Origin of the sequence: Flavobacterium chilense (assembly GCF_001602525.1) — a bacterium.
GTDB classification, from domain to species: domain Bacteria; phylum Bacteroidota; class Bacteroidia; order Flavobacteriales; family Flavobacteriaceae; genus Flavobacterium; species Flavobacterium chilense.
Genome location: NZ_LSYT01000012.1, coordinates 89,365 through 104,747, shown reverse-complemented (window position 1 = coordinate 104,747; position 15,383 = coordinate 89,365). Strand labels below are relative to the sequence as shown.

General features: G+C 33.6%; 17 protein-coding genes. 11 read left to right on the top strand and 6 right to left on the bottom strand.

From position 1 onward, the window contains the following. Positions 1 to 32 precede the first annotated feature (32 nt). The 8 genes from A4F88_RS22995 to A4F88_RS22960 all read left to right on the top strand — a co-directional run bounded on the left by A4F88_RS22995 (position 33) and on the right by A4F88_RS22960 (position 7,414). A complete protein-coding gene (locus tag A4F88_RS22995; protein ID WP_245179203.1) occupies positions 33 to 533 on the top strand; it encodes a tetratricopeptide repeat protein in 501 nt (166 codons plus the stop codon). Positions 534 to 663: 130 nt separating this feature from the next. Next, positions 664 to 1,623 (top strand): ion channel, encoded by a 960-nt coding sequence (locus A4F88_RS22990; protein ID WP_068845172.1) that lies wholly within the window; start codon positions 664 to 666, stop codon positions 1,621 to 1,623. A 74-nt stretch (positions 1,624 to 1,697) separates the two neighbouring features. Further along, positions 1,698 to 2,597 (top strand): MerR family transcriptional regulator, encoded by a 900-nt coding sequence (locus A4F88_RS22985; RefSeq protein WP_068845170.1) that lies wholly within the window; start codon positions 1,698 to 1,700, stop codon positions 2,595 to 2,597. Positions 2,598 to 2,634: 37 nt separating this feature from the next. Next, positions 2,635 to 4,101 carry a phytoene desaturase family protein gene (locus A4F88_RS22980; protein ID WP_068845168.1) on the top strand — a complete coding sequence of 489 codons (1,467 nt, stop codon included), beginning with the start codon at positions 2,635 to 2,637 and terminating at the stop codon, positions 4,099 to 4,101. Positions 4,102 to 4,104: 3 nt separating this feature from the next. Next, positions 4,105 to 4,947, top strand: coding sequence for a phytoene/squalene synthase family protein (locus A4F88_RS22975; protein ID WP_068845166.1), 843 nt, complete (start codon positions 4,105 to 4,107; stop codon positions 4,945 to 4,947). A gap of 61 nt (positions 4,948 to 5,008) precedes the next feature. Then, the gene (locus tag A4F88_RS22970) at positions 5,009 to 5,449 is read left to right on the top strand and encodes a sterol desaturase family protein (RefSeq protein ID WP_068845164.1); all 441 of its coding nucleotides are present in this window, start codon (positions 5,009 to 5,011) and stop codon (positions 5,447 to 5,449) included. Between the two features lie 138 nt (positions 5,450 to 5,587). After that, a complete protein-coding gene (locus tag A4F88_RS22965; RefSeq protein WP_068845162.1) occupies positions 5,588 to 6,049 on the top strand; it encodes an SRPBCC family protein in 462 nt (153 codons plus the stop codon). A 72-nt stretch (positions 6,050 to 6,121) separates the two neighbouring features. Beyond that, positions 6,122 to 7,414, top strand: a complete 1,293-nt coding sequence (locus A4F88_RS22960; RefSeq protein ID WP_068845160.1) for a cryptochrome/photolyase family protein — start codon at positions 6,122 to 6,124, stop codon at positions 7,412 to 7,414. Between the two features lie 282 nt (positions 7,415 to 7,696). Here A4F88_RS22960 and A4F88_RS22955 read toward each other — a convergent pair whose 3' ends face one another. Both A4F88_RS22955 and A4F88_RS22950 read right to left on the bottom strand, forming a co-directional pair. Beyond that, the gene (locus tag A4F88_RS22955; RefSeq protein WP_068845158.1) at positions 7,697 to 9,001 is read right to left on the bottom strand and encodes an ABC1 kinase family protein; all 1,305 of its coding nucleotides are present in this window, start codon (positions 8,999 to 9,001) and stop codon (positions 7,697 to 7,699) included. Further along, positions 8,998 to 9,660, bottom strand: coding sequence for a TetR family transcriptional regulator C-terminal domain-containing protein (locus A4F88_RS22950; protein WP_068845156.1), 663 nt, complete (start codon positions 9,658 to 9,660; stop codon positions 8,998 to 9,000). The genes A4F88_RS22955 and A4F88_RS22950 overlap by 4 nt, the downstream gene beginning before the upstream one ends. A 98-nt stretch (positions 9,661 to 9,758) precedes the next feature. Here A4F88_RS22950 and A4F88_RS22945 point away from each other — a divergent pair, with 98 nt between their 5' ends. Beyond that, a complete protein-coding gene (locus A4F88_RS22945; protein ID WP_068845154.1) occupies positions 9,759 to 10,670 on the top strand; it encodes a TIGR01777 family oxidoreductase in 912 nt (303 codons plus the stop codon). 2 nt (positions 10,671 to 10,672) lie between these two features. Here the strand turns inward: A4F88_RS22945 and A4F88_RS22940 are convergent, their stop codons facing one another. The 4 genes from A4F88_RS22940 to A4F88_RS22925 all read right to left on the bottom strand — a co-directional run bounded on the left by A4F88_RS22940 (position 10,673) and on the right by A4F88_RS22925 (position 13,881). Then, positions 10,673 to 11,242 (bottom strand): YceI family protein, encoded by a 570-nt coding sequence (locus tag A4F88_RS22940; protein ID WP_068845152.1) that lies wholly within the window; start codon positions 11,240 to 11,242, stop codon positions 10,673 to 10,675. A gap of 261 nt (positions 11,243 to 11,503) precedes the next feature. Then, a complete protein-coding gene (locus A4F88_RS22935) occupies positions 11,504 to 11,899 on the bottom strand; it encodes a VOC family protein (protein WP_068845150.1) in 396 nt (131 codons plus the stop codon). Positions 11,900 to 11,928: 29 nt separating this feature from the next. Continuing rightward, positions 11,929 to 12,477 carry an acyl-CoA thioesterase gene (locus tag A4F88_RS22930; protein ID WP_068845148.1) on the bottom strand — a complete coding sequence of 183 codons (549 nt, stop codon included), beginning with the start codon at positions 12,475 to 12,477 and terminating at the stop codon, positions 11,929 to 11,931. Positions 12,478 to 12,507: 30 nt separating this feature from the next. Then, complete coding sequence (locus A4F88_RS22925) at positions 12,508 to 13,881, bottom strand: DNA recombination protein RmuC (protein ID WP_068845257.1); 1,374 nt, start codon at positions 13,879 to 13,881, stop codon at positions 12,508 to 12,510. A gap of 180 nt (positions 13,882 to 14,061) precedes the next feature. On the opposite strand from A4F88_RS22925, the gene A4F88_RS22920 reads away from it, so the two are divergent. Together A4F88_RS22920 and A4F88_RS22915 are read left to right on the top strand one after the other, a co-directional pair. Then, a complete protein-coding gene (locus A4F88_RS22920; protein WP_068845146.1) occupies positions 14,062 to 14,937 on the top strand; it encodes a protease complex subunit PrcB family protein in 876 nt (291 codons plus the stop codon). 7 nt (positions 14,938 to 14,944) lie between these two features. Continuing rightward, a complete protein-coding gene (locus tag A4F88_RS22915) occupies positions 14,945 to 15,346 on the top strand; it encodes a hypothetical protein (protein ID WP_068845144.1) in 402 nt (133 codons plus the stop codon). Positions 15,347 to 15,383: the final 37 nt, after the last annotated feature.

Genomic DNA, 15,383 nt, shown 5'->3' with positions numbered 1-15,383 from the left:
TTTAACCTACTAACCTAATCCCAAATTGGTTTATGAAAAAATTATTAGTATTATCATTGATTATGATAACTTGCTCAACATGGGCACAATCTGCAACCGGCTATTTTGACAAGGCCATGAAGAAAGCCGAAGCAGGCAATACAAAAGGTGCCATTTCTGATTACACAAAAGCGATCAGCATGAATTCTAAATTTGTTGAAGCATACCAAAATCGAGGTGTTGCAAAACTCAAACTCAACGATCTAAAAGGTGCCCTTGCTGATTTTAGCAAAACTATCGAATTAGACAACATGAATGCCGATGCACTGACCGGACGTGCAAACGTAAATTACAAATTAATGAATTTTAAAGAAACCATTGATGATTGTACCTCATCGATCAGTTTAAACCCAAAAGATTATATCGCTTACAACTTACGCGGTTTAGCCTACAACAAAATAGAGGATAAAAAAAATGCGTGCAAAGACTTCTCTAAAGCTATCGAATTAGGCAGCCAAAGCGCCATCAAAAACAAAGCTACTTTTTGCAAATAAAATCAGAAAAGTAAATCTTCACAAAAGCAATCTGTAAAATAGCCTTTTTGCAGATTGCTTTTTTATTCAAAACAGAAGCTGAATTTCGTTTAAAAGATATGCTTACATTTGCTCTGTAAACCAAACTGTAATGGCGCTTTTAAAAAAAATAAACCACAAGGCTCAAGCCGATAAAAATTCAGGATTTGGCTCAAATGCCAATAGTTATGGCGGCCGATTTGTAAACAAAGACGGAACTCCGAATATAGAAAAAAGAGGCATGCACTTCTTCCGTCGCATTAGTTGGTATCATACAATGATTGACTTACCAAACTGGAAATTCATGCTTATTCTGTTTACTTTTTATATTGCCATCAATTTTATTTTTGCTGTTATTTATTACGCAATCGGAATTGAACATCTCGACGGAATCGAACAATCAGAAAGCGTATTCACACAATTTGGACAAGCCTATTTTTTTAGCGCCCAAACTTTTACAACAGTTGGTTATGGTCATATTAGTCCAACCGGATTTTTAACCAGTGCTTTATCAGCTGCTGAAGCCTTAATTGGTTTATTGAGTTTTGCTATTGCAACAGGTTTATTTTTTGGAAGATTTAGCAAACCAACTGCTTTTTTAAAATTTGCTGATCATGCATTGATTTCACCTTACGGCAAACACAAAGGTTTAATGATACGCTTGGTCCCTTTTAAAAACACCAACTTTACAGATGCTACAGCAAAAATGACCCTCGCATTGAGTCTTGAAGAAAACGGTATCGAAACCAATAAATTTTACAGCCTAGAACTCGAGTTGGATAAAATAAACGCTCTTTCGCTAAGCTGGACTCTCGTTCATCCCATAACAGAAGACAGTCCTTTATATAATTTTACCGAAGAAGATTTCAGGAAAACACATGGTGAAGTATTAGTATTTATAACCACTTTCGACAATATGTACAGCAATACTGTTGCTGCAAGAACCTCCTATTCCTTTGATGAAATTATTTATAATGCCAAATTCGAAACCATGTACAACAGAAGCAAAGATGGCCAAAAAACAATATTACATCTCGATAAATTAAACCATTATCAGTCACTAAACCCTTAGCAATCTATCATTTTACGCTCGCTTTAACGATTTTTTAAGATTTTATTCTATTTTTGTTGACCAAATAGCCAGAAATGATCAACAACATTAAAACTGTTTTCAGTATAAAAGACCTTGAAAACCTGTCAGGAATAAAAGCGCATACCATTCGCATCTGGGAAAAAAGATACAATATTCTGGAACCCATGCGAACTGATACAAACATCAGACTTTATAACTTACAAAACTTACAAAAGCTTTTAAACATAACGCTATTACACGAGTACGGTTATAAAATTTCTAAAATCGCGACTTATCCTGAAGAGAAAATTCCACAATTAGTACACGAAATCATTTCCAAGAAAAATTCTCAAAATTATGCCATCACTTCCTTTAAAATGGCTATGATGAATTTTGATCAGGAAATATTCTTCAACACTTTTGACTGGCTGATTTCAGAGAAATCATTCAAAGAAGTTTTCAAAGATCACTTTCTTCCTTTATTGAAAGAACTGGGTTTGTTATGGCAATCTGAAACCATAACACCTGCAAATGAGCATTTCATGAGTCATTTGATCAAACAGAAAATTTTAATTTACACAGAGAGTCTTCAAATTCTAAAGCCTACAAAAACCAATAGAGTTTTTGTACTTTCATTACCATTAAACGAAATTCATAAGATAGGATTGCTTTATCTGCAATATGAAATTTTATTAAAAGGGTACAAAACCATTTATTTGGGAGAAAGTATGCCAATCGAAAATTTACAGGATTTAACCAAACATTTTGAGAACATCACCTTTGTTTCCTTTATGACGGTTCAGCCAGATCGTAGCGTGATCAATCAATATGTAAAATCGATGGGACAAAAATTACTTCAAAAAAATAATGAAATCTGGTTAATGGGCAATATGATTGAGCACATTGACAGCAAGGCTATCCCTGAAAGAATACGTCTTTTTCATTCGATGGAAGAAACAATTAGTATGCTGTAATAATTTTGTTTAAAGTTTTTGTACATTTGTTAAACAAATGAAAAAAACTGTCGCAATAATAGGATCAGGCTTCTCTTCTTTAGCCGCTTCATGTTACCTCGCAAAACAAGGTTACACTGTAACTGTCTACGAAAAAAATGATACAATAGGCGGACGTGCCAGACAATTTAAAAAAGAGGGTTTTACCTTCGACATGGGACCAAGCTGGTATTGGATGCCTGATGTGTTTGAACGCTTTTTTCAGGATTTCGGCAAAAAACCATCTGATTATTACGAACTCATAAAGCTTAATCCCGCATACAGGGTTTACTTTGGTGTTGATGATTTTATTTCTATTTATGATAATTTAGAAGAAATAAAAAGCACTTTTGAAGCCATTGAAAAAGATAGCGGTAAGAAACTGGAAACGTTCATTACTCAGGCCAAAAGCAATTACGATATAGCAATAAAAGATTTGGTGTATCGACCGGGAGTTTCTCCTCTTGAATTAATTACACCTCAGACGGCTTTAAAACTCAATCAGTTTTTTAGCAATGTGAGTAGCGATATCCGAAAGAAATTCAAAAATCAAAAACTAATTCAGATTCTTGAATTTCCGGTTTTATTTCTTGGAGCAAAACCAACGAAAACGCCTTCGTTTTATAATTTTATGAATTACGCCGATTTTGGCTTAGGAACCTGGCATCCCAAAACAGGCATGTTTGATGTCATTCGCGGTATTAAGGAATTAGCTTTAGAATTAGGCGTTACAATCACAACCAATTCTCCTGTCGAAAAGATTTTAGTCGAAAACAAAACAGCAACCGGAATTGTGCTAAACGGAAAAACAATCAACGCAGATATTGTTTTAAGCGGTGCCGATTATCATCATAGCGAAACGCTACTGGATCTGGAACATCGTGCATATTCTGAGAAATACTGGGCAAGTCGTATTTTCGCTCCTTCTTCGCTCCTCTTTTTTGTTGGGTTTAATAAAAAGATAGAAAACATTTCTCATCATGCTTTATTTTTTGATGTTGATTTCAATCAGCATGCAGCCGATATTTACGACGATCCAAAATGGCCCGAAGCCCCTTTGTTTTATGCCAACTTCCCATCAAAAACAGATTTAACAGCAGCTCCGGAAGGAATGGAAAGCGGTTTTTTCCTTATTCCGTTAGCACCCGGAATACAGGACAGTGAGGAACTTCGTGAGCAATATTTCGAAAAAATAATTCATCGTTTTGAACAACTTACAAAGCAAAAAATTAAAAATAACATTATATTTAAAAGATCATTTTGTAAAAATGACTTTGTAACCGATTATAACGCTTACAAAGGAAATGCTTACGGAATGGCCAATACATTATTACAAACGGCTTTTTTACGGCCAAAATTAAAAAGCAAAAAAGTCCGCAACTTATATTTCACAGGACAATTAACCGTTCCCGGCCCAGGTGTTCCGCCTGCTTTAATTTCAGGAAAATTAGTAGCTGAGTTAATTCAAAAATCTTTTAGATCTTAAAAAATGAAATCACTATTCGACACCGTTTCTTTCAAATGCAGCAAGTTGGTCACCCAAAACTACAGCACCTCATTTTCTTTAGCGGTTAAAATGTTATCGCCAAGTATTCGCGATGCCATTTACAGTATTTATGGTTTTGTGCGTTTTGCTGATGAAATTGTCGATTCTTTTCATCACTACGACAAAGAAGCACTTATCAATGATTTCGAAAAAGAATATTATAAAGCTGTTGAGGCCGGAATTAGTTTAAATCCAATTCTCAACTCTTTTCAGCATACCGTAAAACAATATAACATTACAGATGACTTAGTTCAGGCATTTTTAAAAAGCATGAAACTGGACCTCATCAAATCAACATACAGCTCACAAACCGAGTATGAAGATTATATTTATGGTTCTGCCGATGTAGTGGGTTTAATGTGCCTGAAAGTTTTTGTAAAAGGAAACCAACAAAAATACGAACAGCTCAAAAACGAAGCGATGCGATTAGGATCTGCTTTTCAGAAAGTAAATTTCCTGAGAGATTTAAAAGATGATAATTTGGTTTTAAACCGAAATTATTTTCCGGGAGTAAATCTTAATTCGTTCGATGAAAATGCAAAAACTACTATCATAAACGAAATCGAGGAAGATTTTAGAATGGCGTATCAGGGAATTATAAAATTACCAATCGAAGCTCAATTTGGCGTTTACACAGCATATATCTATTACAAAAAATTGCTCAAAAAATTAAAAAACACACCTTATTACGAGATTGGAAATTCAAGAATCAGGGTTTCAAATTATACCAAAGCCGGACTTTTAGCTCAATCTTTTGTCACTTATAAGCTAAAGCTCGTTTCATAATAACAGGAATGAGTAAATCTTATTTAAACTTCAATTATTACAACAATTCAAAATATACAAAATGATTTCTTTTTTAATCTTTTTAGGTGTTTTCCTCTTCATGGAATGTGTTACCTGGGTCACGCATAAATACATCATGCATGGACTTATGTGGTATTTTCATGCTGATCACCATCAGCCTAAATACGAACATACTTTTGAACGTAACGATATATTCTTTGTCATTTTTGCTACTCCAAGTATTATACTTTTTTACTTTGGTGTTCAGGGCGGATTCAATTATTTATTTTTTATTGCCTGCGGAGTCACCTCTTATGGTGCTTGCTATTTCTTAATACACGATGTTTTAATACATCAGCGATTTAAATGGTTTAAAAACACTAAAAACAAATACCTGATTGGCTTACGAAAAGCACATAAAATCCATCATAAACATTTAGGAAAAGAACATGGAGAATGTTTCGGAATGTTGTTTGTACCATTTAAATATTATAAAATGTAGCAAATTTTGGGCGTTCCCCAAGGGTCGGGTCTTCCGTTCCCGCTTTTTTATATCAGGCAAAAAAGCCTGACACAAAAAGAGCTCCACTACAACCCGTAACGCAAACGTATTTCAAGACCATCTGTAATTATCGATTTCATGAAAGTATATAAAATAGAAACTGTACAACATATTAATGCCAGTATCGAAGAATGCTGGGATTTTTTCTCAAGTCCAAAGAATCTTCAAACCATAACACTTGATAACATGAGTTTTGAAATTCAGGATTTTGATGGTAAACGCATGTATCCCGGACAAGTAATCACTTATACTTTAAAACCTCTTTTGGGCATTAAAATCAATTGGATGACCATTATTACAGTTTCTAAAGAAAATGAATATTTTGTAGACGAACAACGTTTTGGACCTTACGCTTTATGGCATCATAAACATTTTTTTGAACCAACAGAAACTGGTACAAAAATGACCGATGTAGTTCATTACGCTTTACCCTTTGGGTATTTAGGTCAGCTTGCAAATGCCATAATGGTAAAAAATAAACTAAAAGCGATTTTTGACTATCGATTTAATAAAATTGAAGAATTATTCAATTCAAAATAATATTCCTGGCGACAGATGTTAATGTTTTTTTTATCTCTGGCAAAAAAATAATTCACAGCAGCATACAATACAATGACAAAACAAAAAACTACTTTTTTCTGGTTTCGACGGGATTTACGTCTGGATGACAATATAGGATTATTTCATGCCTTGCAATCAGATTTTCCAGTCATTCCGTTATTTATTTTTGATGATGACATCTTAGAAAACCTTCCTAAAAACGATGCAAGAGTTACATTTATTTATGATTCACTTCAAAAAATAAATCAGGAACTTAATACAATTGGTTCTTCGCTATTAATCAAAAAAGGCAACACAACTGAGGTTTGGAAATCATTGATAGAAGAATTTGATATTCAGGAAATCTTCTTTAACAAAGATTACGAGCCTTTTGCGATTCAACGCGATGTAACCATTCAGGGAATTGCTAAACAAAACAATATTCAGACATTTTCATTTAAAGATCATGTCATTTTTGAAGAAAAAGAAATCACAAAAGCCGACGGACTTCCGTACACGATTTACACGCCATATAAAAATAAGTGGCTGGAAAAATATCATCTTTCGGGAGTTTTAGAAACCAACACTAAAGCTTTCTATAATAATTTCATCAAAAATCAATTTACATTTCCGGAATTAAGTGCGATTGGTTTTGAGCCAGGCAAGATAAAAGTACTTCCTCATAACTTAACTCAAATTTCAAATTATAAAGAGACACGCGATTTTCCTGCTCTCGACAGTACCTCCTATTTATCTCCGCATTTACGATTTGGAACAGTAAGTATTCGAAAATTAGTGAATTGGGCCAACCAGAAAAATCAAACCTTTTTAAGTGAACTAATCTGGAGAGAGTTTTTTATTCAAATCCTTTTTAATTTTCCAAACTGTGTCAATCATAATTTCAAATCAGCTTATGACGGAATTCAATGGCGAAACAACGAAGACGACTTTAAACGTTGGTGCACCGGAACAACGGGTTATCCTATGGTCGATGCCGGAATGCGTCAGCTTAACGAAACAGGCTATATGCACAATCGTGTTCGTATGGTTGTCGCCAGTTTTTTATGCAAACACTTACTGATCAACTGGCAATGGGGCGAGGCTTATTTTGCTGAGAAATTACTGGATTTTGAACTGGCATCAAATGTTGGAAACTGGCAATGGGCGGCCGGAACAGGTTGTGATGCTGCGCCTTATTTCAGAGTTTTTAATCCTGAAATTCAACAAAAGAAATTTGACGAAAAAGGAATTTATATCCGCAAATGGATTCCGGAATTTGATTTAGGATATACTGAACCTATGATTGATCATGCATTTGCCCGGGATCGTGCAATTGCAACTTATAAAGCGGGGATTTTGAAGTAGTTTTTTTTTTCAGGTTTCAGGTTTCAGGTTTCAGGTTTCAGGTTTCAGGTTTCAGGTTTCAGGTTTCAGGTTTCAGGTTTCAGGTTTCAGGTTTCAGGTTTCAGGTTTCAGGTTTCAGGTTTCAGGTTTCAGGTTTCAGGTTTCAGGTTTCAGGTTTCAGGTTTCAGGTTTCAGGTTTCTACATAAAAAAATCCAATTCGAAAAATACGAATTGGATTTTTTATTTGTTAAACTTCAGAATTTGCGTTTCACCAAACCTGAAACCAGAAACCAAAACAGCTCCTAATACTTTTTATAATTATCAACGATAATCTTCGCTTTCAAATCAAACATTAAATTATACAAACCAAAGAAAGTACGGTTCATATAAATAAAATGCTTAGAACCGCGATTTCCGTTCATTTTTTTGAGATTAGTATCGTTTGAGAAACGTTCACCCAGTTTGGCAATACTGTCGAAAAAAGTTTCATCGGCAAAATCGAAAGTTTCTTCCTGAAAAGGTTTTGTAAACAGCGACAATAAATCATGAAACATCTCTGTAAAATATTCGATTTCTGAAGGTGAATCGTCTGGACGAAGAATTTCTAATTCGAATAATTTTTCATTGAATTTCGTTGTATCTGTAATGACATTTTTATTGATTAACTCAAAATAGGGTACATAAAATTCTTCTGGAATTTGTTTCATGCATCCAAAATCCAAAGCAATAAGATGATTCTCTTCATCCACCAGAAAATTTCCGGGATGCGGATCAGCATGTACTTTTCGAAGAACATGAATTTGATACATATAAAAATCCCAAAGTGCCTGACCTATTTTATTACTGACTTCACGATCTGTGTTTTTAGCCGTAAACTCTGAAAGGTGAATTCCCGTCATCCAATCCATCGTAATAATTTTCTCTGACGAAAACTCCGGATAATAATTGGGAAAAAGTATGTTTTCGATTTTATTGCATGCTTCAACGACTTCTTTGCTTTGTTTTAGTTCTAACAAATAGTTCGTTTCTTCGATAAGTTTGTCTTCGACTTCTTTAAAATATTTATCAGAATCTTTTCCCTGTAAATTAAACATTCGGATCGCGATAGGTTTTACCAAGGCCAAATCTGATGAAATACTATTGGCAACTCCCGGATACTGAATTTTAACCGCTAATTCTTTACCGTCTTTCTTAGCCAGATGAACTTGCCCAATACTAGCTGCATTGACTGAATTGGCATTAAATTCATCAAAAATTTCATAAGGTGTTTTACCAAAATTAGTTTTGAAAGTTTTTAAAACCAAAGGTGCTGAAAGTGGCGGAACAGAAAATTGTGATAGCGAGAATTTCTCAACGTATGCCTGAGGCAAAAAGTTTTTATCCATGCTAAGCATCTGGGCAACTTTAAGTGCGCTTCCTTTTAGGCTTTTAAGGCCATCATAAATATCCTCGGCATTGTTCTCATTAAGTTTATCACGGCTTAAATCAGGATTAACCATTTTCTCAGCATAATGCTTGACATAATTCACTCCTATTTTTGCACCAGTTTGCACCAATTTACTGGCTCTTTCTATTTTTGATGTTGGTATATAGTCGATCGTTTTCATTGTTTGCTGTATATTTTTTCTTTAAACAGAAATTTTCCAAGATCTATAAGATGATTCATTGGTGCGACATTCATTAATTCAAAAGATGCATTAACTGATTTTTCGATAAAAATATCTGTTTTTTCAAATGCTGCAGATGAATCGTCTACCCAGAATTTTATGGTCAGCATCAATTGCAGCCAGGCACTTTCCTGAATAGCTTTTTCCTGAAATTTCTGAAGTTTTTCCTGTTCTAATCGGTAATCGTCTGTCAGGATTTCAGCAACATATTCTTTAAATGCTTCACGAAGCGAACTTAACTGTACTAAATTTTTAAGAGGATTTCTGTCGAATTTCAATGCCTGAAGAACATAACTTCTGTTGGCAGTCAGAATTTCAAAAAATGTAAAGTAAAAACTCAACATTTTATTTTTCATGTCATACTCCTGATAATCTCCGTTTTTATGCAAAAGATCAATTGTATTGGCAAAAAACAATCTGAATATTTCTTTTTCTAAACCTTCTAATGTTCCAAAAAAAGCGTAAAACTCAGCTTCTGTAAAATCATTTTCTTTTGCAAAATGATAAACCGATTTTGGTTTTTGTCCTTTTTCAAGAACTTCATCCATATATATTGAAACGATCTCATCTCTTGTAATATTCTTTTTTTTAGTTGCCATTTTATTAAAATTTAGAATTTGCCTTAAAGGTAAGCAATGTTTAAGTACCTTTACTTTGCCTTAAACAAAATGCACTGTTAAATATATTATAAACTATCATGGCAAAAAATGTTTTATTAACCGGAGGCACTGGATTCATAGGCAAATATTTGACTGATTTACTCATCGAAAATGGTTTTACAGTATCTATCCTAAGCCGATCTGCAAGAGAAAACACTTCGCTGATTACTTATTATAAATGGAATTTAAAGAGTAATTATATCAATGAAGAGGCTATTCTACAGGCAGATTATATCATTCATTTAGCGGGAGAAGGCATAGTTGAAAAACGATGGACTAAAAAGCGTAAGAGAGTTATTCTGGAAAGCCGCACGCAACCTATAGATCTTATTTTCTCTATTTTAAAAAAGCACAATAAAACTTTAGATGCTTTTATCTCGGCTTCGGCTATTGGAATTTACGGGGCTGTAACCAGTCACAAAATTTGTGATGAAGACACTGTTCCTGCAAATGATTTTTTAGGAACAACTTGTCAGGAATGGGAACTTGCTGTAGACAAAATTGGATCATTGGGCATTAGAACGGTAAAAATGAGAACCGGAATTGTTTTTGGCAAAGATGAAGGTTTTCTAAAAAAAGTTGCTCCAGGTTTTAAAGCGGGTTTTGGAGCCGTTTTAGGAACCGGCAAACAATACTTGCCCTGGATTCATATTGACGATTTATGTGCGATGTATTTAAAGGCAGTTACAGACCAGAAATTACAAGGCCCATATAATGCTGCTATTACAGACAACACTACAAATTCCAGATTCTCCAGAACTTTGGCAAATTTATTCGGATACACCATTTGGCTTCCTAAAGTGCCTTCATTTGTATTAAGAATTATTTTGGGTCAAATGAGTGAAGCAGTTTTAGAAGGCCAAAGAGTTTCATCCGAAAAAATACAAAAAACAGGTTTTGAGTTTGAATTTACTGATCTGGAAAAAGCGCTTGTTAGCTGTTTAAATTAGTTTTACTTTAAAGTCAGGTACATTATTTCCTCGCTACGAACAATTCCAACTAAACTGGTATTGGCTGTTGTAGAAATTTTATTTGCTACTGTGCCCGGTATTGCAATATTAAAATCCGAAACAGAAATTGGATAATTACAAATAATCTGTATGCCTTGAGGAACTCTTTTTATGAGTGCCTTAAAACCGATCATTTTTGATTTTCCGTGCAGGTAAAGCTTTCCATTTACATCATATTCTTTTTCGGCACCGTCCACGTTTTTCAAATCAAATTTTTCGATTTTACCTTTAAAAACTGATTTAGGATATCGGTTGCTTTCCAGGTAATTTTCATTAAAATGAGTTTCCATTAAATCCATTTTAAAATGAAAATCTTTTATAAAAACAGTACAAATTATTGTACTGGTTAGAGGGTCAAGAACTATAGTTCCAAGCTTATTTACCGCTTTTACCTCTTCAAAAAAAGGTACTGAAGCTTCAAAATTTACAATTGCCGTGCTGGTTTTAAATTTATCCTGAGCCAGTATAGAAAATGCGGTAAACAGTAAAATTAATACAGTAATTTTTTTCATAATCGTCAACAATTAACAATTATGTCATTCGCTTTTTTTACTTTAAGAAGAGAATAAAAACTGGACTTAATATATAGGCTAAAAAAAGGAATGGCAATACTCCGTGAAAAAGTGATAACCAAATGTTTCTACTTAAAGTTACGAAATTTTACCGCTTTTAGTTGATCGTTTTATGCTAAATATTTGTGAATGTTTGTATTTGAAAGATGATATCTGAAAAATGTAAAAATGTAGTTTGCAGATTGAGACGGGCACAAAATTTTACCCTTGAACTTCGGTACAAATTTCAATCAGAAAACCATCTAAATCTCTTACATAAGCTACAATTTGTCCCCATGGTTTTTGCGTTGGTTCTTTTACCAAAACAGCACCAAAAGAAAGTGCCTTTTGTACCAGTTCATCTACCTGATCTGTAATAAAACCTATCTCTATAGCAAAAGGTTTTTCTGTTAAATCACTTTCGATAAAACCTTCTTTTAAATTTTGAGCTGCTAACTTCTTTGACGCAAATGAAATGGTGGTTTCACCAGTGCTTAATTCTCCATAATCATTTTCAGGTGTTACAAACTTTCTTGAAAAACCAAATGTATTTTCATAGAACACGACTGACTTTTCTACATCCTCAACATATAGAATTGTATATCCGAATTTTACCATTTTTATTTATTTTTAATAATTCAATTATCTTAACTAATTTCTAAAAGAACATTGTACTGATCTAAATTTGCCAGATCTTCGATCGAATTAACATTTGCAATTTTGGCATGTTCTTCGACTTCTTTTTTTAACTCGATGTGTTTGATGCTTTTTCTAAAACGGCGAACTTCTTCCAGATTTGACAAAATTAGTCCCGGAACTTGTACACTTTTACCATCTTTATCTTTTGCCACCATTGTAAAATAAGACGAATTGCAATGTTTTACCGCACCAGTCTGAATATTCTCTGCTTCGACACGAATACCTACAATCATAGAACTTCTGCCTACATAATTTACCGAAGCTTTCATGGTAACAAGTTCACCAACTTCAATTGGTTTCAAAAAATTTACGGTATCAACAGAAGCGGTTACACAATAGTTTCCGCAAAATTTTGATGCCGATGCAAAAGCAATCTGATCAAGTAATTGTAAAATGTATCCTCCATGAATTTTTCCGCTAAAGTTGGTATGCGACGGCAACATCAATTCTGAAATACTTATTTTGGATGATGAAACGGGTTTAAAATCTGCAGTCATGTTTTGTATGTGGTATTATGTGATTAATTTTTAATTCAGTAATTCATTCTCATCATTATTTGATGCTCTTGCGATAATATTTTCAGGAAGTGATTTCTTAGCCTTTGCGCCCATTTTTTTTAATTTCTCTACACTCGAAATTAAATTCCCTCTGCCATCGACAAGTTTGCTCATCGCATTTTCATATTCGGTTTTAGTGTCTTTTATTTTATTTCCAATTCTCACTAAATCGGTAACAAATCCTTCAAACTTATCATATAATGCTCCGGCTTGTCTGGCGATTTCAAAAGCATTTTCCTGTTGCTTCTGATTGGTCCACATACTATCGATAGTTCGTAATGTAGCTAACAAAGTAGTCGGCGTAACAATTACAATATTCCGGTCAAATGCTTTATTATACAGCGTTGAATCTTCGTTTAATGCAATGGCAAAAGCAGGCTCGATAGGTATAAAAAGCAATACAAAATCCGGACTTTCGATTTGATACAGATCATGATAATTTTTATTTCCGAGTTGTTCTACATGTCTTTTAATAGAATTGACATGTTCTTTTAAAAAATCAATTTTAAGAATATCAGATTCTTCATTGATCCATTTTTCGTATGCTATTAATGAAACTTTAGAATCTATAATCATTTTTTTAGCATCGGGCAGATTAATAACTACATCGGGCAAAACTCTGTTTCCTTCGTTATTGGTAAAGCTTTGCTGTACTTCGTATTCACGTCCTTTTTCTAAACCTGATTTTTCCAGAACACGTTCCAATACCAACTCTCCCCAATTTCCCTGCATTTTATTATCGCCTTTTAAAGCTTTCGTCAGGTTAAGGGTTTCTTTGCTCATTTGGGCATTCATTTCGCTTAAACCTAAAATTTGCTGACGTAATGCTGCGTGATAATCGATGCTTTCTTTGTGCGTTTGTTCAACTTTTTGCTCAAATCCCTGAATTTTATCCTGCAACGGCAACAAGATATTTTTCATGTTTTCGCTGTTTTGTTCCGTAAACTTGGCCGATTTTTCTTCAAGTATCTTATTGGCTAAATTTTCAAATTCTTTGGTAAATTTTTCCTGTAACTCTGTTATTTCGTTTTTTTGTTCTTTATGTCGTTCCCATAAGTTTTCAAAATCAACTTCTTTTTTTGAAAGCTGAATAGCCAGACTGTCTTTCTCTGTCCTGATATTCTCTTTTTCTGTATTTATAGTATAAAGTTGTCTTTCGAAATTTTTTCTTTCGTTGTCAAACTGTTCTTTCTGCAATTGCAATTGAGTGGTATTGGCTTTCAATCGTTCCTCCAAACCTATTCTTTCAGACTGAGATCGAACCGAAAACAATTGCTTACCTATATATATCCCAATAAATAGTGCCACAAAAGAAGCTAACAAATACGGAAGAAAATCAAACATAACTGGAATTTTTAATGTAGTAAAAATAAACAATAAGACGCAGTGGATAATTTTAAAAAGTATTTTTTTCTGAATTAGTATTCATTCTAAACTAAAAGACATAGTAAAAAAAAATATTTTTTTACGCAACCATTTCAAAAAGAAGTCATCTACTAGAATATAACCTATTAAAAATTTATCATGAAAAAATTAATGTTAAGCTTGTTTATAGCTTTTGGATTCAGCGCCTGCTCTCTTAATAATGACGATTTAAATGTAGATTGCGGAGCCAGCGAAGACAAGCTTTATACAGGAATTCCACTTTTATGCTCATACAATGTTAATACTTTACCTACCAATCCAACTGCACTTTTAGTAGGTTCTGAGGAAAAAATGAAAACTTATTTTACAAAACGTGAAAATAGTTGTCCAAACAGTACAGATACTCCTATCGATTTCTCTAAAGAAATCTTGGTTGGTGTTTTCGCAGGTTTAAAAACAACAAACGGATATTCTATTAAGATAACAACTATCCTGGAAAACAAATGCGAAATTCTGATTAACTATTATGAAAAAGCACCTCAGCCAGGTGAAACTATTGTTTCGGCACCAAGTTATCCTTCTGATTTTATCTTAATTCCAAGAACTTCAAAAGCAATTCTGTTTAATAAAGTTACAGAAAGCACAGATAATATTGTAGTAGGTACCTTTAACAAGCAATGTACTGGAGCTGATTGTCAGAAATTCTTCCAGATTAATGATTTCAACATTTTAAAATTTCAGAATGTAGTTGCCGGTGGTTATGACTTTAATCAATACAGATACAATGCAACAACTAAAAAAGGTGACTACACGCTTTTCCTTAAAAACGTTCCTGCTGAAATTTTAGGTCTTAAAGGACAAACTAAAGTTTACGGAACTCCGGATGCAGTAGATCACGGTGGTGTATATTTTGAACTTCGTCAGGGAACAAGTGTTACTAAAGTTTCTATAGACAATGTTGATACCAGTGATCAAAGTGCTGAAGTAAAAGCATTCAAAAAAGCAATTCAGGATAAAATTACTAGTCTTAAATAATCAAATTATGAAAAAACATTTCTTATTGTTTATTGTAGTGTCCTGCCTTTTTTCAACGGCTTACGCACTAGAATCAACCACTATGAACTCAGGTTCTATTGTTAATACATGGATTTGGGAAAAATCGATTGGAGGTGCAAATAATCCTTACACAGCAACTCCAAAAACTATTGGATTTAACAAAAAGATAGTTTTTACGCCAAACGGAAGAGTAATCACATACAAAAATGATGTAGAAATTAGAAATAGTACTTATCAGATAGAAAAAGGAATAGGCTTTTTTGATCAGGCAGAACATGACTTAATTACTTTCGAAGGCAAGACTTATGTCATAGAAAACCTTGACAATCAAAACCTAACAATTGTGAGCAATAACCAGGATGCAGCTCGTACTATTTATAAAAGATAGTTTTATAAGCTTATAAGAACTATTTTTGCAAAACTAA